This is a genomic window from Streptomyces sp. NPDC059816, from assembly GCF_042732055.1.
Lineage (GTDB): Bacteria > Actinomycetota > Actinomycetes > Streptomycetales > Streptomycetaceae > Streptomyces.
Genome location: NZ_JBHWIQ010000026.1, coordinates 49,978 through 67,498, shown reverse-complemented (window position 1 = coordinate 67,498; position 17,521 = coordinate 49,978). Strand labels below are relative to the sequence as shown.

General features: G+C 66.2%; 13 protein-coding genes. 8 read left to right on the top strand and 5 right to left on the bottom strand.

Annotation, left to right across the window (positions count from 1 at the left end; all coding sequences use genetic code 11):
- Positions 1–24: 24 nt before the first annotated feature.
- Entirely contained in the window at positions 25–522 is a 498-nt protein-coding gene (locus ACFV88_RS28690) for a hypothetical protein (RefSeq protein ID WP_385494855.1), read from the bottom strand.
- Positions 523–672: 150 nt separating this feature from the next.
- Positions 673–1,947 (bottom strand): MFS transporter, encoded by a 1,275-nt coding sequence (locus tag ACFV88_RS28685; RefSeq protein ID WP_385494854.1) that lies wholly within the window; start codon positions 1,945–1,947, stop codon positions 673–675.
- Between the two features lie 886 nt (positions 1,948–2,833).
- Between ACFV88_RS28685 and ACFV88_RS28680 the strand changes: the two genes are divergently transcribed.
- Together ACFV88_RS28680 and ACFV88_RS28675 are read left to right on the top strand one after the other, a co-directional pair.
- Positions 2,834–3,622 (top strand): helix-turn-helix domain-containing protein, encoded by a 789-nt coding sequence (locus tag ACFV88_RS28680; protein ID WP_385494853.1) that lies wholly within the window; start codon positions 2,834–2,836, stop codon positions 3,620–3,622.
- 50 nt (positions 3,623–3,672) lie between these two features.
- Positions 3,673–3,915: a hypothetical protein gene (locus ACFV88_RS28675; protein ID WP_385494851.1), complete on the top strand. Its 243-nt coding sequence runs from the start codon at positions 3,673–3,675 to the stop codon at positions 3,913–3,915.
- A gap of 58 nt (positions 3,916–3,973) precedes the next feature.
- Here the strand turns inward: ACFV88_RS28675 and ACFV88_RS28670 are convergent, their stop codons facing one another.
- On the bottom strand, positions 3,974–4,891 hold the full coding sequence (locus ACFV88_RS28670; protein ID WP_385494850.1) for a helix-turn-helix domain-containing protein: 918 nt from the start codon (positions 4,889–4,891) through the stop codon (positions 3,974–3,976).
- Positions 4,892–5,600: 709 nt separating this feature from the next.
- Here ACFV88_RS28670 and ACFV88_RS28665 point away from each other — a divergent pair.
- From ACFV88_RS28665 to ACFV88_RS28650, 4 genes are all read left to right on the top strand, one after another.
- Positions 5,601–6,368: a hypothetical protein gene (locus ACFV88_RS28665; protein ID WP_385494849.1), complete on the top strand. Its 768-nt coding sequence runs from the start codon at positions 5,601–5,603 to the stop codon at positions 6,366–6,368.
- Positions 6,369–6,555: 187 nt separating this feature from the next.
- Positions 6,556–7,095: a toxin gene (locus tag ACFV88_RS28660; RefSeq protein ID WP_385494848.1), complete on the top strand. Its 540-nt coding sequence runs from the start codon at positions 6,556–6,558 to the stop codon at positions 7,093–7,095.
- Positions 7,096–8,424 (top strand): MAB_1171c family putative transporter, encoded by a 1,329-nt coding sequence (locus ACFV88_RS28655; protein ID WP_385494847.1) that lies wholly within the window; start codon positions 7,096–7,098, stop codon positions 8,422–8,424. It abuts the gene before it with no gap.
- On the top strand, positions 8,421–9,602 hold the full coding sequence (locus tag ACFV88_RS28650) for a cytochrome P450 (protein ID WP_385494846.1): 1,182 nt from the start codon (positions 8,421–8,423) through the stop codon (positions 9,600–9,602). The genes ACFV88_RS28655 and ACFV88_RS28650 overlap by 4 nt, the downstream gene beginning before the upstream one ends.
- Positions 9,603–10,226: 624 nt before the next feature.
- Here ACFV88_RS28650 and ACFV88_RS28645 read toward each other — a convergent pair.
- Both ACFV88_RS28645 and ACFV88_RS28640 read right to left on the bottom strand, forming a co-directional pair.
- Positions 10,227–10,439, bottom strand: coding sequence for a helix-turn-helix domain-containing protein (locus ACFV88_RS28645; protein ID WP_385494845.1), 213 nt, complete (start codon positions 10,437–10,439; stop codon positions 10,227–10,229).
- Between the two features lie 166 nt (positions 10,440–10,605).
- Positions 10,606–11,694 (bottom strand): hypothetical protein, encoded by a 1,089-nt coding sequence (locus tag ACFV88_RS28640; protein WP_385494843.1) that lies wholly within the window; start codon positions 11,692–11,694, stop codon positions 10,606–10,608.
- A 1,160-nt stretch (positions 11,695–12,854) separates the two neighbouring features.
- Between ACFV88_RS28640 and ACFV88_RS28635 the strand changes: the two genes are divergently transcribed.
- Together ACFV88_RS28635 and ACFV88_RS28630 are read left to right on the top strand one after the other, a co-directional pair.
- Positions 12,855–13,634 (top strand): hypothetical protein, encoded by a 780-nt coding sequence (locus tag ACFV88_RS28635; protein ID WP_385494842.1) that lies wholly within the window; start codon positions 12,855–12,857, stop codon positions 13,632–13,634.
- A 1,673-nt stretch (positions 13,635–15,307) separates the two neighbouring features.
- The gene (locus ACFV88_RS28630; protein ID WP_385494841.1) at positions 15,308–16,147 is read left to right on the top strand and encodes a DciA family protein; all 840 of its coding nucleotides are present in this window, start codon (positions 15,308–15,310) and stop codon (positions 16,145–16,147) included.
- The last annotated feature ends 1,374 nt before the right edge of the window (positions 16,148–17,521 follow it).

Genomic DNA, 17,521 nt, shown 5'->3' with positions numbered 1-17,521 from the left:
GCTTCGCTCCTTTCCAGGGAATCGTCAGAGGGCGCGGCCGAAGGCGCGGAGTTCGTCCAGGGAGGTCCCGAGCGCGGCGAGGAGTTCCGGCATGAGCTGGAGCGCTTGGAGGAGCTCGGTGTCGCTGGTCTCGCCGAGTGTGCGGGCGCCGTCGAGGAGGGCGTGGATGGTTGCCTGCTGCTGGGCGAGGCGGGTATCGAATGAGGTCAGCCGTGCCTGATGTGCGGCGGGTTCGGTGTGGGGCTGAGCCGTGTCGGCTTCGGGCGGCAGTTGGACCAGGGCCTGCATCACGGTGTGTTCGGCTTCCCGCCGCAGGAGTTGGAGCAGACCTGCTCGCTTGGTGTGGTCGGTGATGTCAGGGGTGACGTGGATCTCGGTGAGGGTGTCCCAGACGGTGGCGACGCGGTCCTGTACGTCATCGCCGAGTTGCTGGTAGAACGCGTCGGGGGCTGTGAGGGTGGCGTGTGCGCGCGGGAGCCATCGGCGCCAGTAGGCCTGGGCTTCAGATGCGTAGTTGGTCACGGCTGTGGCTCCTCCGGGCGGGGTGGTGATGTGAGAGTGGCAGGGTTCGTCATCTGTTTCCCGGGCGCTGCCCGTGGGGCGGGAAGAGCGCTTCTTTTTCTTCTGAGCGGGTCGCCAGGCGGGAAGCGACTGCGCGGGTGACGAGGCGGGTCACACAGGTTCGGCGGCGCGGGCCCGTTCTGAGTCCTGTACAAGTGCCGGGACAGGGGCCGAGAGCTTCTTCGGGTCTGTCTGTCCGGCTTGGGCAGGATGCTGCTGCCAATGCCGGCCCAGTTGCCGGGCACCGAGCACAATGGCCAGACCCATGGTGATGCCGCTGACCGCGAGGACGGCGGGGAGCGCAGACAGCGGGACGACGGCAACGACCAGCCCGGCCAGTGGGTAGGGGATCAGGCCTATGACCCAGAGCACGCTGACGGTGGCGCCCAGAGCGTGAGCCGGGATGACCAGCGTTCGCATGGTGCGCAGGACGACGTTGGCTGCGCACTCCCCCGCCACGATGGCCGTCGCTGCGAGCGCGAAGGCGGCGAAGGTCCCGACGGTGCCTGCCATGGCGGAGGCTGCGGCGAGCAGGATGCCACTGGTGATGAGCAGCGGTGCCATTCCCCAGCGGTCGATGCTCCGGCGGGTGACCGAGGTGGCCAGGAGGGTCACTACCGCTGCCGCGGTCCACATGGCTCCCAGGTCGGTCTCGGCCTTTTGGTACTGGTGAAGGGCGATCCCTGGCGCGACCGCGAGAAGCAGGGCTACCAGGACTTGAACGGCGCCCATGACCACGGCGATCCAGGCGATGACGGGGGTGTGCAACATGCGCCATCCCACGGCCATGGACTTCAGCGGACTCTTCGGGGGCTCTCCGCCATTGCACTGGGGGCGTCCGGTAGTGAGCCGGGGCGCTCCCCCCGCGGTGGCCAGGGAGAGGAGGGCGACTACCCCGAGAGCGGCGACTGGATGCTGGGCGACAAGGGCAGCGGCGCACAGGGGGCCGATGAGCAGGGCCGCCTGGTCGATCTGCATCTGGCGAGCCTGGACGCGGTGGACGTTGTGGCCTGACTGCACCTGGGCGCCGATGACCTCACAGGAGAGGAAGGAGAACTCGGCGAGGACTCCTCCTACTGCCCCAAAGATGATCACGGTCCACCACTGCTGCGGGTAAAGCAGGATGAGTCCCATAGCGGCCAGGGTGAGAACGGCCCGGAGCAGTGAGGCGAAGAGGAGGATGATCCTTCCACCGATGCGGTCGACCAGGGCGCCAGCTATGGGAAGGATCGCGATGCGCGGCAGCCACTCGGCGATGAATGCGACGCCGGAGTGACTGACACTGCCGGTGATGGCGAGAACGATCAGAGGCAGTGCGTATTGGGCTATGGCAGTGCCGAGCGCGTCCGTGGCGCGGAGCAGGTTTGTTCGGTGGAGTTCGCGCATGGTGTGAGGCGTACGGCCGGGACGGGCGCACGCTCGTCCCTTTCTGTGGACGGGAACGGCTGCAGCCGAGGTGGGTGGGTCGGCAATCCGGGTCAGCCGGTCTCGCGCTCGCGGGCCTCTTGCAGTCCCTGACGTACGGGCCCGGCGGTTGTAGTGGTCGGGGGCGGTGGGGAGCTCTCGGCGGCCGCCTTGGTGGCGGCCGCGCGCTTGAGAGCGGGGGTATCTCCGAAAGCTGAGGTGTGGGACCATCGGCCGGCGCTCATACAGGTTTGCCTCCTGAGTTCAGCCGCCCCCGGTGGGGCTGGGCGGACTCACCGTCTTCAGTGCCTGAGCTGCAGGCAACCGTGTGCGCTGCATTTCGTTCTGGCTTCCCGCCTGGCGAGCAGCGACCTTCTCTGTTTCTCGCCGGGCGGGACGGTGCGCGGGCGAGGAGAGGCTGCACACGCCTCGGCACGTAGTGGGGCGCACGCAGTGGGGTGGTTGAGTGAGATGGCCGACGCCGAGAGTTAATGAGGTCCCAGAGCGGGAAGAGTGGGAGACGTATCCCGTCCACCGGGCCCGTGCAATGCGTGAAGGAGTGCTTGGCTGCTCCTCGCATCCCTTCTGACGGGAAGCTGGAGTGAGGTTGACCGCCTGGCGGTAACTTCTGCGGCGAATCTTGGAGGCGGGTCAGCGCACGTTCGTCGCGCTCCGTATCCGTGCCGGACCCCCGACTGCCAGTTGACGTGCGTACTCCTTCAACTGGTGCCGTGATGGACCGTGTTATCTGGACCGGGCGGCTACTGTACGTGTCCGGAAGTCTGACCTCCGGTGCCCATTTCTCCTAGATCCGCGGTCGATATGCGACAACGATGGAGGGCATACAGCGAGCTGCTCGCATATGCCGGTGGCCGCTTTCTCGGGGAGGCTGACAGTGAAGGAAGCGGTCGATCGTGCGACGGGTGCCTCGGCGCACGCCAAGGTGTTCCGAGTCCTGACGGCTCTGGAGGAGTTGGGTCCCGGAGCACACGAGTTGCGCCGGATCACGTCTAAGTCCGGCCTTCCCCGGTCCACAGTTCAGCGCATTCTCGCCTGCGGAGTTGAGGAAGGGCAGATCGAGCTCCGGGGCCAGGGCCTGTACAGCATCACTCCGCACAGTGGGGCGCTCCGCGGGCTCCGGCTGCCGCAGGTTGCCTCTCAGGGAGCCGATCCCGATCTGACCCAGCTGCAACGTCAAACTGCGCAGGTCGTGACGCTGTTCGTCACGGTTCCACTGGCACGCCGCCTGTGGGTAGACACGGTGTACGGCCGGCGCTACGACTTCGTAGAGGCCCTCACGTCCGAGGACAGCGCAGCGCTCGAGCTGTCCCCCCTGTCAGCGGACGCCGCCGGGCTGGTGATCAGTGCGCACAGCGAAAACGAGACCGTCAGCAGCCGGTTCCGCGAAATCCAGGAACTGGGGACGTGCTTCACCCGGTCCCCGCTGCCAGGCTGGTCGATGATCGCCGCACCGGTGTATGGGCGGGCAGGCCATGTCGAAGGGGCGCTGGCCCTGCTCGGCCAGCACCCGCGAATGTTCTCCGAGAAGACCCGCTTCTCCTACGAGGTACTGCGTACGGCCGCTCGAGTCAGCCGACGTTCTGAGAACGCGTTGCGACCCGTTCGCTCGTCTTCTCAGCTCGCGCCGGTCGCCTGAGGAACTGGGTCCCGAGGTGCGACGCGTGGGCCTCAACCGAAGGACTTGATGTGGACTTCTCCCTGGACGCCTCGGCACTGGATGCCATCGTGCGCGCTAACCGCGTCGTGGCGCCGGATCCGGAGCTGCGCTATCACGGTGGACCACTGGATGGCCAGGTCAATACGTGGCCGGCGGAGGCCGTACCTGCGCACATCCAGGTCCACCGAGGCAACGGGCAGATCGAGGGCTACGTCCTCGCTGGCGGAGCTGATGACCCAGACCTGTACTACCGGTGGGTCCCCTCCGACTGAGCAGATAGAACGGCTCGCAAGAGTTCCCGGGCGCTCCCAGCCGAAGCGTCCGCTCTAGTCACCAACCATGGTGGGAGTGTTGGCGCGCTGCCGTCGGCCCATAGGGCTCGTCCGCGGCCGCAGCACCGCGCGCGATGACCGACATGGTGACGGCTCGGAATCCGTGGTCGCGAGCATGCGAGGGGATCGCCGTCGTGAGCAGGACGGAGGCGTAGCCCTCTGCGCCTACGAGGATCTCCCGGACGACCCCGTCCTCGTCGTCGGGATACTCCGTCGGCTGCGCGAGCAGGCCGGGGACCCTGTGCAGATATGCGTCCTCGAGAGCCGGGTGACGCGCGATCTCCTCGCGGATGCGCCGGAGCTGAGGGTTTGCCTGATTGTTCTGGAAGGCCAGGGCAAACTGCGAGAGAGACGGGAGCATCCAGGATTCTCGCCAGTCGCCCAGCATGTGCGGAGCGTCCGGGTGGAAGAGTGTCCACCTCAGCGTGTTCACTGTCGGGTGGTTGAGCGCGTGCGGTGAGACGGCCTCGAAGGTCCGTAAGTAGGCGTCGTTCGCGGCCACTACATTCCAGGCGCCGTCGGTGAGGCAGGCCGGGTCGCTCTGCCGGTGGATGTGGACGTTGGCCCAGCGTTCGGTAAGTTCCAGAAGGCGTGCATTGCCCGAGAGTGCGCCCGGCAGAGGGACCAGATGCCCGGTCAGGCGGTAGAGCTGACGACGGCCGACCTCATCGAGGTGGAGAGCTCGGGCGAGATCTTCCAGGCGCGTTCGCGGAATCGCCTGGCGAGCACTCTCCCAGACCCTGTACTGGCGGTCACTCATGCCCAGTTCGAGCGCGGTCTCCTCCTGGCCCATGCCGCGCGCGTCACGGGCGTTCACCAGGAATGCAGTCAGGCCCGGAGCCAGCGGCAGGTCCTGGTGTCCCTCCCGGCGGTCATCGGAGCCGCGGGGTGTGCACCGACTGGTGGCGGAACGCATCACGGGAACGCGTACTGCCGATGCCGCACGCGGAGATTGACCTTTGGCGAGAACCGAACTCGAAGACATTCTTGCTTCCCCCTGTACTGGTGCCGCTTTACGGCAGCGTGGCGACTTGGGGCACCGTGTGCGTCAGGCGCCGGTGTTGGCAGCTGCTCCATCCACATGGCCGTTCGTGGGCCGTTGCGCACCGGGGTCCTCAGGGCAACCGTGCGTCGGTCGGAGATCCCTAGGTCTCCGACGGGCGTGGACGGCCGCTGGACCGTGTCGGCACTCGCTCCTGGGCCGGTTCCCTTTGTCCTCGGGCCACAGTGCTGCGGCCGCAACTGCAAGGCGGACGAAGGCACAACGGTCACGCTCGCCGGCGGGTTCCGGGGCTGCTGCCGCGGCCACCATGCTCCGGCCCTCCCGTGCAGTTCCAGAGCGACCTTGAGCCTGCGGGCTCGGCCGGTCGCTCCAGCCGCTTTGGGAGCTGCGTACCACCTGTATCGCGTCCTTCGGTCCTCGCTGGGCTAGAGGCGCCTCCCGCCCGTGCGGGGGCGCCGCATCAAGTCCATTGGATGGGGCGAGTTTGACCCTATGCGGACCCAGCCCGACCTTGTCAAGTAGGTTAGACCCCGGAAGGCATTGATGATCCAATGTCAAACCAAGTAGATTCGCGTGGGACACAACGGCTGCTGTCCCTGGCTAGGAGTAGTGATTCAACGAGATGGGTGAAGCACCCACCAGCCGCGGGACGATCGCTGAGCGGCTCACTTGGCTGATCGAGACTCGGCACCCTCACGGCACTGGCCCTTCGAGCTACGACGAGATCTCCCGGCGTAGCAGACAGTTGGCGGCAGACGGCAAGGGGGTCAGTCATCAGACCGTCCTGAACATTGCCTCCGGCTCCGTGACCAACCCCGGCATCAACACGGTGAAGGCCCTGGCCTTGGTCTTCAAGGTGCGGCAGAGCTATCTCCTGGGGGAGACCGACGAGCCGACAGCGGAAGCGCTCGACCAGCCCGGCCTCAAGGCTTCAGGAGCCGATACTGACCCCCCCGAACGACCTTCCGAGGTATCGGTGTCGGCGGAGCACGTAGCTCGGCACCTCGATCGCCTTTTCACATCGGTCGTCCCCAAGGGCAGGGGGCCTTACAGCGAGGAAGAGGTGGCCGCCGCCCTGACGAAGGAAGGCTGCCCCGTCACGTCGTCCGAGATCGAAGCGCTTCGGAGCGGCCAGGGCACGGCCACTCCTTCGCGCGACCTCCTTGCGGCCCTCGCGAAGTTCTTCATGATGCCCGAGGCCTACTTCGAGGATGCGAACGTCAGCAGGGTGTCCGAGGAGGACTTGAAGGTCCTCGACGCACTCAGGCACTTCGGGGCTCGCGAGATCGCGATGCGTAACCTGGCGAACCTGCCCGAGGAAGCGTGCCAGGCGCTCGTTCCTATGATCGAGCACCTCCAGCATCAGGCCGGACGACGGCAACGGATGTAGCGCGATGGTGAGCTGGGCCGCTCTCAAGCTGCCTGCTCATTTTCAGCCATTAAGGCTCGTATAGGCTCCTGCCCCGCGCTCCCGACGCGCTGACGGCATGGGCCGCCGCAGCCCGAAGACAACGGGGACGCCGCTTATGGAGTTTGTTCGCTGGCAGTGGCCGGCTACGCATCCGGGGGGAGCGGGGATGGACGACAAGGCACTTCTGCGTTACTGCGGTGAGGTGGTCGAACAAGTCGAGATCCCTGCGCCGTACGACGCAAACGCGATGTGCGACGCGCTCGAGCGGATCCGGCAACGCGAGATCTCTCTGGTGCCGATGGCCATGCCTGCTCGGCCTGGCACTCCGTGCGGCCTTTGGATCGCCACTGACGACATCGACTACATCCTGTACCAGAAGAACACCAGCAAGGCCCACCGTGCCCACATCGTCCGGCACGAAGGCGGCCACATGCTCCTCGGCCACACCTCGACCCCCGCTCACCAGGACGAGGTCGCCCAGCTCCTAATGCCCAACCTCAACCCAGCCCTCGTACGCACCGTCCTGGGGCGCACGATCTACACGAGCGAGGAGGAGAGGGCAGCAGAGATGGTGGCCTCGCTCTTGCCCATCCACGCCCGCAAGGTCGCCGATCAGTCAACCCGCCAGCGAAGCCTCTCCCCTGCCGAGGCCAACCTGGTGAGCCATCTGGAGCGCTCTCTGGAGCGCAACGTCGGAAGGATGTAAGTGCTCCACAACATCGTCTACGGCATCTTGGCAGTCGTCACGTGGAGCGCCTTCTTCTACAAGGCCAAGGATCTACGCAAAGGCTGGCGCAACCCTGAGCTGCTGCTCCTTTGCTTGGCCATCGCCACCTTCGCCACCCCCTTCGTCCTGGCGGCGCCGTGGCTCTACGTCCGGCTCGACACCTGGTTCGGCTACCCGAACCTCATGACCCTCCCGGTCTACCTGTCCGTAGCGACCTGCCTTACCTCGTTCGTGGCCCTGCTCGTCAGCTGGTCCTCAGCTCAGTCAAAGGTGCGCCTGCGTCACCGACTCCTAGTCGGCTATGCCGTGCTCTCAGTCATCGCGATGATCGTTCTGTTCCTGCAGGGCGATGTCAGCGACGCTGAGCACCCCGTCGACTTCGACGCCTACTATGCCCGCACGCCGTACATCGCCGAGTTCCTACTCGTGTACGCACTTCTCTTCGCTGTCAGCATGTCGGGCCTGCTGCGCCTGTGCTGGCAATACGCCAAGGCCGTTGACAAGCCCTGGCTCCGCCGCGGTCTGCGCGTCGTCGCGGTGGGAGCGGGGTTCGGCCTCGGCTACGCCGTGCCGAAGATGATCTCCATGCTGTGGGACTCACGCATTTCCGACGCGCTCAACAGCTACATGGCCCCCATGTCCGCCAGCGTCGCAGCAGGGCTGTTCGCTGTCGGATTCACGATGCCTGCCTGGGGCGTCGCCCTGGACCGAGCACGCCAGTTCCTGGCCGACGCCAAGGCCTACCGCACCCTCCACCCGCTCTGGAGCGCTGTCGCAGAAGCGTTTCCGCACTCGGTGCTCATCAAACCGCCGGCCCCGCGGACGACGCACTGGAGCCTGCGCAGGCTGCCGCACCTCTTTGGTCGCCTGGTCATCGAAGTCCGCGACGGGCGCTTGGCCCTGCGCCCCCACGCCGATCCCGAGGTCGAGCACACCTCCCACGACCTCAAGCTGCTGGTAAGCCGCCAGATCACCGAGATCCGGGACGGACAACTGCTCCTGCTCCCCTACTACCAGCCGCAGGTCGCAGCTGAGGCCCGCGCCCAGGCCCAGGCGGCAGGGCTCAGCACCGAGGACGAGCAGGCTGTCGTGGAGGCGGCTCAGATCGCTGCCTCTCTGCACGACCTGGCCTCCGGTCGAACAACTCCAGAGGTAGCCTCCGAATCACCGCACGACCCGGCCGACGGGGACATCGAAGCTGAGCAGGCCTGGCTCATGCGGGTTGCATCGGCATATCTCTCCTCCCCCATCGTCAAGGAGTTCCGGTCAGGCTCCGATGGTCGCTCGACTGATCCGGTCGCGGCATGAACACTGCCGGCCTGTTCAGTGACAGCCTGCTGTCACGCCCGCATGAAGGCTTCCGAATGCTGCGCAGGGCACGGGCGGTGCACCAGGGGTTGACCCCAGACGGTGAGCCGGTGTGGGTAATCACCCGTTACGCGGAGGCCCGTGACGCGCTGGCGGATCAGCGGCTGTCGCTGAACAAGGCCAACGCTCTTACGCACGGCACATATCAGTCTTCCATGCCGCCGGAGCTCGACGCCCACCTGCTCAACATGGATGCCCCCGACCACACACGGCTCCGTCGCCTGGTCTCGAAGGCCTTCACGCCACGTCGGATCGAGAGTCTGCGTCCGCGAGTTCAACGGCACGTGGACGAGCTCCTCGACGCCTGCCAGGGGCCGGAGTTCGACCTCATGTCCGCGTTGGCCGAGCCGCTTCCCATGAAGGTGATCTGCGACCTCCTCGGCATCCCGGTCAAGGACAGACGAGACTTTCGAGCCTGGACAAGTTCCCTCATGTCTCCACGCCCTGGAGCAGCTACTGTGTCGCGGACAGCCATGCAGGAGATGCACCGCTTCCTACTCGACATCCTGGCGCACAAGCGGCTCCACCCCACCGACGATCTACTGTCTGACCTGCTCGCCTCCCACCACGAGCACGACCGGCTCACAGAAGCCGAACTCGTATCACTGAGCTTCCTGCTCCTGTTCGCCGGCTACGACAACGCCGTCCACCTGATCGGCAACGCAATTCTCGGACTGCTGTCGCAGCGCGAACACTGGAAGGCTCTGGGTCTCGGAGAACTGGCCCCCCGCCTTGTCATAGAGGAGACCCTGCGCTGGAATCCCCCTTTCCCGCTGGCAGTCAGGCGATTCGCCCTGGAGGACCTCACGATCGGCGGCGTCTCGATACCTGCCGGAGGGCGGGTCTGGGTGGCCCTGATCTCCGCGAACCGGGATGAAGCACAGTTCGACTCACCGGACGACTTCAACCCGCAGCGGAATCCGGCCCACCTCAGCTTCGGCCACGGGGCCCACTACTGCCTCGGCGCTCCCCTCGCACGCCTTGAAGCGGAGATAGCCATCACCACGCTCGCGCGACACTGCCCCGGCCTGACACTCGCAGAACAACCCGACGAGCTCCGCTGGTGGTCGTCGTGCCACAAGCGAGGTCTGCAGCAGCTTCCAGTGACTCAGCAGTAGCCAAGCACGGCTCGTTGGGTACCCGTCCGGATACGCTCGGCCGGACTTCCCCATCGAGGAGAGGCCGCCGTACGGGGAGGCGTCCGCCTGTGGTCGTGCCAGCACGGCGTCGGCCAGGCGCCCGGCGCTCTCACTGATCTCCGGTGCGGTCATGGCGTCTCGATCGAGGAGGGGACACACGGGTCGGCGCCTACCGTCGCGGGTAGCCGACCCGCTCAGCCCGCTCAGCCCGGGTCGGGCTCCTTCCATCCGGCGGACCCTGCCGTGGATGCGCTCCAACCCGCCGTGTCCCAAGCCCTGTCCGTGCGGATAGTGCTGGCCCAGGTCGCCGTCGGGGGCTCGGAGGAGTTCGTCCACGCTGAGGATCTGGCTCGACCACAGGGCCCTGGACGCCTGGTGCCCCTGCTTGCCGCGGCCGAGGAGGTCCGCCATTCAGGGCGTCGGCGCCGAGGTAGGCACAACCAATCACAGGCCTCCGCCGGCAGCTCGGCCGTCGCCTCCCGAAGGAGGCTCCGGTACTCCTCAGGGAGCGCGGAGATCAGGCGGTAGGCCGCGATGTCCTTCGCCTGGAAGAAGTTCGTCGCCCACCGGGCCATATCCCCACCGTACGCCCGGGCTCCGGTGTCAGGTCCCCGTGCGGCGCGCAGCACCACCCCGAGAACGGAAGGCGGCGCCGGCGTCCTCGAGCAGTCGGTGCACCCCGCCGTAGGAGCGCCCCGTCTCCTCCGCCAGAGCCCGGATGCTCGCACCGGAGTCGTACTTCTTCTTCAGGTCCTGAGCGAGCTTGTCACGGTCCGGGCCTGGTGTGAGCCGGCGGATCGGAGTCTTGTTCGACATGAGCGGATGCCTCCCTGAAGGGCGACGGATGTTGCCATGATCGCGTGACGTGGGGGATGGCGGCCACCCATTCGGTAAACGCTCCAAGCCGACGACTGGACGACGACCTGGGCTGGCCAGGCGGACGGAGCGAAATGCGGGACATGCGCCGGACCCGCTATGGCGCCTATTGCAGTTCCCGACTCGTCCTGGGGTCTCCCTGCCCTTGGGCGATCTCGGGCCCGGCCCGCTGGCCCATCGTCATCCTGGTAGCACGCAGAGCGTTCTCTACGATGGACGCGACACCGGCGTCGGCGGGCGGGGCGCTGAGCGGCGGAGGCTGGTACGTGACGGCGATCATCCGGGAGCGGCTGGACGGTGGGAGGGGGTTGCTCCGGTCACGGTTGGCTCGGCGCTTCCACTGCGCAGCCGTGGCGCGGTGGATGCCCAGTTTGGCGGACAGCTCGAAGACCGGGGCGTCCAGAGCCGCGTTCATCAGTGCCGCGGCCCTCGCGGCCTTGATGTGAATGCCGTACGAGTTGAGCTGTGCGGTTAGCAAGCTGGCGGGCCGGTGCTCTGTGGGATTGCGCGAGTGAGGGAAGAGCCAGGCGGCGCCCGAGGCGTGGCGACAAGCGTCCTGGAGCCGCTGGTGGGACAAGTCTGCGATCAGACGCGCCAGCGGTGGAGGCAAGAGTACGGGGGCCTCGCCCAGGAGCAGATAGCTGTCCTCGTCCCGGTGGCGCACCGAGTCGCTGCGGAGCGCGACGACTCGGCTGGCCTGCTGCCCGTAGAAGAGGACGATGGCGCCTGCCGTTCGGACTTCCATGGGGAGCGCCTCGTCACGAAGGCATCGCAGCAGGGTTCCCCAGTCGGCGCTGGCTCGCATAGCGACCGGGGCGGGCTTGAGACGGTGCGGGACGAGTACGGACGGGGCGCGGTGGTTGTCCGCCGCCCAAACCATGAAGTCCCGTACGTTGTGGCGGGTGCTGGAGCCTTCGGCAAGCCACTGGTCCATGTGGGCCTGGGTGATCTGGTCAAGGGCGAGGCCCTGTTCCTGTGTCCAGGTCAGCAGTTGGGCCGCCGCGGACATCCGTGCGACAGCCCAGCCCACGACGTGCTCCGTGGGCGGTCGGTGCCGTGCCCGCAGCCGGGGCAGCACCGACCCGTATCCGGATGCGCGGAGGTGGCCAGCGAAGTTGGGGTGCTTGGCGATCACGCGGGCCAAGCGGTGCTCGTACTCCTCGCCAAGAGACCTCATGCCGTCGGCCTCGGACACCTTCACCTTTCGCGCGGAAGGATCGGCGCGCGGGGCCAGGATCCATCGGCCTCAACGGCTTCACCCAGCCCGCGGTCGACCTCGCCGCGCACCACGATCTGATCCTCTTGGGCCGCCCCGAACTAAAGAAATGGGCCGACGACGTCCTGGGCATTCCGAGCACGACCCAGCGACCTCGCATCGGCCCCATCCCGCACGTCGATCCTCACCGGGCGTGGCTGCTTGTCGAAGATCGAGCTTCCCCCGGGCGGTCTGCTGGAGGAGGCCCTCCTCTGGGTGCGCGATGGGTTCTATCGCCAGCACTCGGTCGCGGGTGCGCGGAGCGCACGCCTGTCGTGTGGAGCGACGGGGATGCGCGGAAGGAACGGTCCACGTCCACCATTGGTTGTCCGCGACCCTCTCGCTGTGAATCGGTCGAACATCGCACCGTCCGCCCAGGGCCGCTGTCCAGCCGCTTCTGGCGGTCACTTTGGGAAGGCCTGCGAAGACTGCCTTCGCGCATCCGTTGATGGTTGATAGACATGCCGTGCCCTTGACTGGAGGTGAGGCGCGCAGTCCGGGCACTGACCTTGCGCCTCACCACCTGACGGCTGCTGACCGGCTCTTGGTGAGAACCAGGAGCTGGCTGGCCCCCTGAGCCTTTCTCAGTCGTGACGATCTTTCTACCGTCCGCTTCCGGAACTTCCGGAAGCTGCTGTAGGGGGAGTACCTCGCATTGAGCCGCATATCAGGCTTTACGCCTTCGACCGGGAGGGACCTCAGGAGCCGGACGGCGAGATTTCAGTGGGCTAGACCTCTGAGGACTGCACCTGATGTGCCCTTCATGGCAGCGACTATCCCTCGCCACCTACTCCTGACCTGCGAGGTCCTCCACGTTGACTCTTTGCTCGACGCTGGGGTTCGTGACGACGAGTCGACAATAGATCGAGAGAGTCTCAACTTGGTACACAGGCACCCTTGACCGCCATTCATGCAGGTCAGGGCTAGTACGGTGGCCATATTATGGCGATATGACGCGAATATGATTCTGCCACCGGAAGTTGAACTTCCTGGTCAGGCACCGTTGCCCTCAGGTACTGATCAGTACTCAGGCTGTTACGAGGTATGACGGGCACAACCTCCGCACCGCCACAGGATCTAGCGTCAGGGAGTTGCATTCGATGTCCGTCGGCCAGTTGGGTACCTCTTCACAGAGCGCCGTCGAGCGGACCTATGGGGTTCTGCGTGCCTTGATCCGGCTCGGGCACGGCCCGCACCAGCCACGGGACATCGTGGAAGTGTGTGGCCTGCCGCGCCGGCTCGTGTACCGGCGCCTGCAGCAGCTCATTGAGGCTCGCCTCGTGCGCCGCTTCCCCGGTCTGTACGGTCACTATGAACTGGTGCCGCTCGCTCTGCAGATCCACCGCGGCCAGAGCCTTATCGCATCGGTCGCCAGCACTTCGGAAGTGCAGGGCGTCTTGGAGTCACTGCACGCAGAGACCGGTGAAGTGGCGGCCTTCCACGCCTTCTTGTCGCTTGGCGCAACGCGCGTCTGCACGAACATCGTGGGCGAGTCCCTCGCCCTTCGCCGCTCTGTCCTACGGGATCCGCACGGGGCATCCGTGCTGCGGGAGGCACCGCTCGATGCAGATGCGCCTGGCCGCGTCATCCTCGCCTACATGGCTGAGCCGGATGCTGACCAGCCCGAGCTCTGGATGATCAGGCAGACCAGCCTTGCGCGGTCTGCTGCGCCGCTTCAAGGCTGGAACTGGGTCTCTGCAGCGATCCCGCCGCGGTCTGGAACAACGCCCGAGGCGGTCAGTCCCATCGCCGGCGCGGTCAGCCTACTGGTACCCGCGAACAGCCCGCGGAATGTGTCCTACGGTCCCCTTCTGCGCGAAGCTACCCAACGGCTCACTCCGGCAGCTCCCCAGAGCCACCTTGAGCTGGTGTGCGCGTGAAGTTTCAGATGGCACGTGATCTCGTCATTCTGGGTGGCCCCATCGAGCCTACTCACGAGGAGGTCAGCCTGGCCGAAGCTCACCAGCGCCGCTCGGGGGTGCCCTTGAATCCAGGTATCGAGACGTCCCCGCCTTGCGCGGGGTTCACGGGACTCTCTTCGATGTGCCCGGTGGGAGGTGGCGGCTGATGTAAGCGCCGTGAGGCGACGAGTGTTTGCGAGACACTCGCCTCGCCGGCCTGCACCCTCACTTCGGTGTTGCGAGCACCTCTTGTGAGATCACAGGCCTCGTGACATCGCCCGGTTTGCAGACCGCGCGAGTCCTGACATCCGGGCGCGAACCGGCCTGCCAGGCGAACTTCACCTCAATTGCAGTACATGCCCAGCGAGGGCTTTGTGCTGCCCTGATCCCGATTCGAATCAGGTGCTCATCACTATGCAGCAGAGTGCTGCCGCTTGTCACCCTCTCCCTGCCCAACTTCAGGAAATCCGGCAAGTGACTGGGACACCAGGTGTCCCAGTTGGCCACGGGGACCTTGACCGCTGCATCGCAGAACCCGATCAGTGGCTCAAGCAGTCCCCCTGCCGGGATGCGCGCTCGCCCTACGCATGGATGCAGGCGGTTCTTTGGGCCCGGGCCTCAGGTCTCCACCCGCGCCTTAACGACCTCACCCTGCAACTCGCCGCAGTGCTTGCCGAGCTCACGCCTTGCCGGCCCGGTGTCGAGTACCTGATGCGCCGACTCGGCCGCTCGCGCCGCTGCGTCCAGTACCACCTCAACTGCCTCCGGGAGACCGGCCTGCTGGTCTATGTGGTCAAGGGGACCCGTCGACGAGGCGCGTCTCCTCTGGCCTCAGAGTTCTGCCGGGCCATCCCTCCCGCCTTCGATCGCTCGGTCGGAGTTGTCACGAGCGGAGCGGGGTTCGAGCGACGGGTTACCGGTTGCTCGGACACGGGACGCAAACTCCTGGGCAAGTTGGGTTCGAGAGCGAAGCGTTGGCTCCGCCGTCGTCGGCGGCCGTGCACCCCAATGGGAGGTACTACTGGTAGATCTTCTTCTGCAGGACTTACTAGTACCCCTCTGAAGGGAACCGACCCCGCAATATCCCAGAACTCTCCGAAGCGCCAAGGCTCTCCCGTGCACCGGCGCTTCCGCCTGGCCGCTCAACTCATCGCGCGGGTCCCGTGGCTACATCGGACCTCCCTCCCCCGCATTGCCTGGGTTGTTGGTGAGGTAGCTGATGCCGGCTGGACGACGGACGAGGTCGTGGCTTGGCTCAACCTCCAGACCGCACCCGAGCGTGTCGCGCGCCCTTCGGGCTTCCTTGCCCGTCGTCTGCAGGGGTCCACCGTCATCTGGCCGACTGAGGACGGTCGCCGCCGCGCCGTCGAGGCTGACCGCGACTCTGTACGGTCCCGGCGCAATCGCCAGGCTGACTACGGGTACCTCAGCGCCAGGCAGCATCGCCCGATCGCGCTTGTGTCCCTCCTGGCCAACGGCATTCGCCACGGCCGCGCCAAGCTCGCCCAGGAGCAGGCTCATCGCGGGCTCGATGTACTTGACCCAGATGTCGCTAGGCCACTGAACCTGGACTTGCCGGTGCCCGACGGGGACTGGGAGACGACTGCTTGGGCGTTCGAGGCGGCGCTGGCCACGAGCGGAGCAAGGGTGTCATGACAGCCTCAGCTACTCCCCCACCTGGTGCGAGCAACGACGTGGCGACGGCGCTCCGTGCAGATGCAGGAGAAGCACGAGATCCCGAACACACCAGCAGCCAACCCGACCTGGCCCGAATCACATTGCGCCAATGGGCTGCCGCTGCTCGGACCGCTCCGCCAGTTGCTACTCGGAGACGTACGCCGCGCTCATCCCGAGGTGACGGCGGCCGTGAGCCGGTAGGCCTGGGCGCCGCAGTGGGCGCACTGGCGACAAGCCACGGCTGGCTGGACGGTCTTGCCGAGGAGAAGGTCCGGGGTCTCTGGGCAGAGCTGTTTCCTTCGCTTCAGGAACACGCTGTTGCTGCGGGCTTTGACACACAGCGGCGTCTCCTAGTCCTGCGTCCCACAACTAGGGCGGCCGCCGCGCATATTCGGCTTCATGAGCGGCAGTTGCTGACGGCCCTTTCAGAAGCCGCGGGTGCTCAGGTGCGCGGGCTGCAGGTGCTGCTCCCGGACGCTCGCGATGCATCCGCGGCAGGGCCCTCCCCACAGGTACACGTTCATGAGGAGCTGAGCGGCCACACATCGGTGCCCGTGCCGACGAAACGGCCAGGCTCCGACGAGTACCTGCGGACCCGCGAAGTGCTGCAAACTCTGCGCCTGCCGTCTGTGGACGACGATGAGGGATCTGATCTGTTTGCCATGACTCGCAACTCACTCCGGGCCACGGAGCTGCCGGAGCCTCCGCAGCCGAGTTCAGAGGAGGTGCGCCGGCGACAGGCGGACCGGACACACCGACTCGCTCTGGCGCGCGCACGTGCTGAGCGACGAGAGAGGCCAGAGGCTGGGGTGTGATTCAGCTTCACGGAGCGGTCCTTCGTCTGTATCCGCCAATCGGGCCGCGGACGGTCCTTAGTGCCACAGCGGATTCGGGTGAGCGAGCCGGCTCTTGGGCCTCCTCTTCGGCGGCTCGGTCGATCTCCTCGACGGCGAACCGGAGGTGACTGATGATGCTGGCCTCACAGGTTGGGCTTACAGGTTCCTCGATCAGGTCCGCCAGATCGTCTAGCCATTCGACAGCCTCGTCATCAGTGGTCAGTGCGGCGCGGTGCAGGAGGAGTTCAGCGGCAGCGTGCCGGACTCGCTCATGGTGCAGCTCAATCCAGCCGCTGCGGCTTTGTTCCTCTTCGGCCTCGCCTCTCTCGTGTGCTCGAAGTACGTGTGGTGCGCGCAGGGCTGAGGGCCCGAGTTCAACAGCTACCCGAAGTCGCTGCATCCGCTGCACCGTCCCTTGCTTCGTAGTGATGCCAAGCGGATCCCCCAGTTGCCGCCACGTGGCGCCAGCTGCGTTCCCGTCCTGGAGCGCAGCCAGTTCCTCGCGATCAAGGCGGAGGCGGAGTTGTTGAGCGGCGCGCGCCTCTCCGATGGTGCTGCTCGGTGCGGACTGCACGTGGCCTGAGTATCGTCAGGTGGCGCCCAGTCCCCCTATCAATGTTCGGGAAATCGACTGGCGTGAACACGGCTCGAACTCGGCATCCCAGCGATACGCTCGATTCGAGCGAGGAGATCAAGGGGGAACCATGAGACTGCACGCCACCCGCGCGGCACCGCCAAGACATCGAGTGCGACCGGAGAAACGATCCCGACCGATGCGGAAGTGCTCGCCTGGTGCGTCGACCAGTACCAACCCAGGTATCGCGTTGTCGTCCCGGATCTTCCCGCGAGCGGACTGATCAAGGTCGACACTGCCTTGTACCACGACATCGCGAGGGCTGCGGACCGGGACGACGGACGCTGATCGCCGAGGCGTGGGCTCTCCCAAGGAGGCCGTCTCGTCTGCTGTGACTCGTCCTCGGCCTGTACGGACAGCAGGAGCCACGCCGTCTTAAAGGCCCTTCGGGTTCCCTCGAACCAGTTTCGTTGACGAAACTCCATCCACATGATGCGCGGTCCGGCCAGCCGATTGATCGGCGCATTACCGCCAACGGCCGGCGCTCGAGCCTCTTCCATCAGGCGCTAGCAGGACTGATCTAGGCCGTGCCCGCGGGTGGGTCGATGTGGCTGGCTTAGAGCTGCTGGAGGGGAGCCTAAGCCTCGCGGTCTTCCAAGACGACGTTGGCTCCACGGGAGAGGCAGGCAGTGCCCTCCCTGCCGTCACGCGATCACGCCTGGTTGCGGATATCGAGAGGGGGGCTCTTCTTGTGGCTTGCCCCCTACCGGGAGGCGTTT

Coding starts and splice junctions, on each gene's coding strand:
- ACFV88_RS28685 (WP_385494854.1), bottom strand. CDS start 1,947: ATGCGCGAACTCCACCGAACAAACCTGCTCCGCGCCACGGACGCGCTC.
- ACFV88_RS28670 (WP_385494850.1), bottom strand. CDS start 4,891: ATGCGTTCCGCCACCAGTCGGTGCACACCCCGCGGCTCCGATGACCGC.
- ACFV88_RS28665 (WP_385494849.1), top strand. CDS start 5,601: ATGGGTGAAGCACCCACCAGCCGCGGGACGATCGCTGAGCGGCTCACT.
- ACFV88_RS28660 (WP_385494848.1), top strand. CDS start 6,556: ATGGACGACAAGGCACTTCTGCGTTACTGCGGTGAGGTGGTCGAACAA.
- ACFV88_RS28650 (WP_385494846.1), top strand. CDS start 8,421: ATGAACACTGCCGGCCTGTTCAGTGACAGCCTGCTGTCACGCCCGCAT.
- ACFV88_RS28645 (WP_385494845.1), bottom strand. CDS start 10,439: ATGTCGAACAAGACTCCGATCCGCCGGCTCACACCAGGCCCGGACCGT.
- ACFV88_RS28635 (WP_385494842.1), top strand. CDS start 12,855: ATGTCCGTCGGCCAGTTGGGTACCTCTTCACAGAGCGCCGTCGAGCGG.
- ACFV88_RS28630 (WP_385494841.1), top strand. CDS start 15,308: ATGACAGCCTCAGCTACTCCCCCACCTGGTGCGAGCAACGACGTGGCG.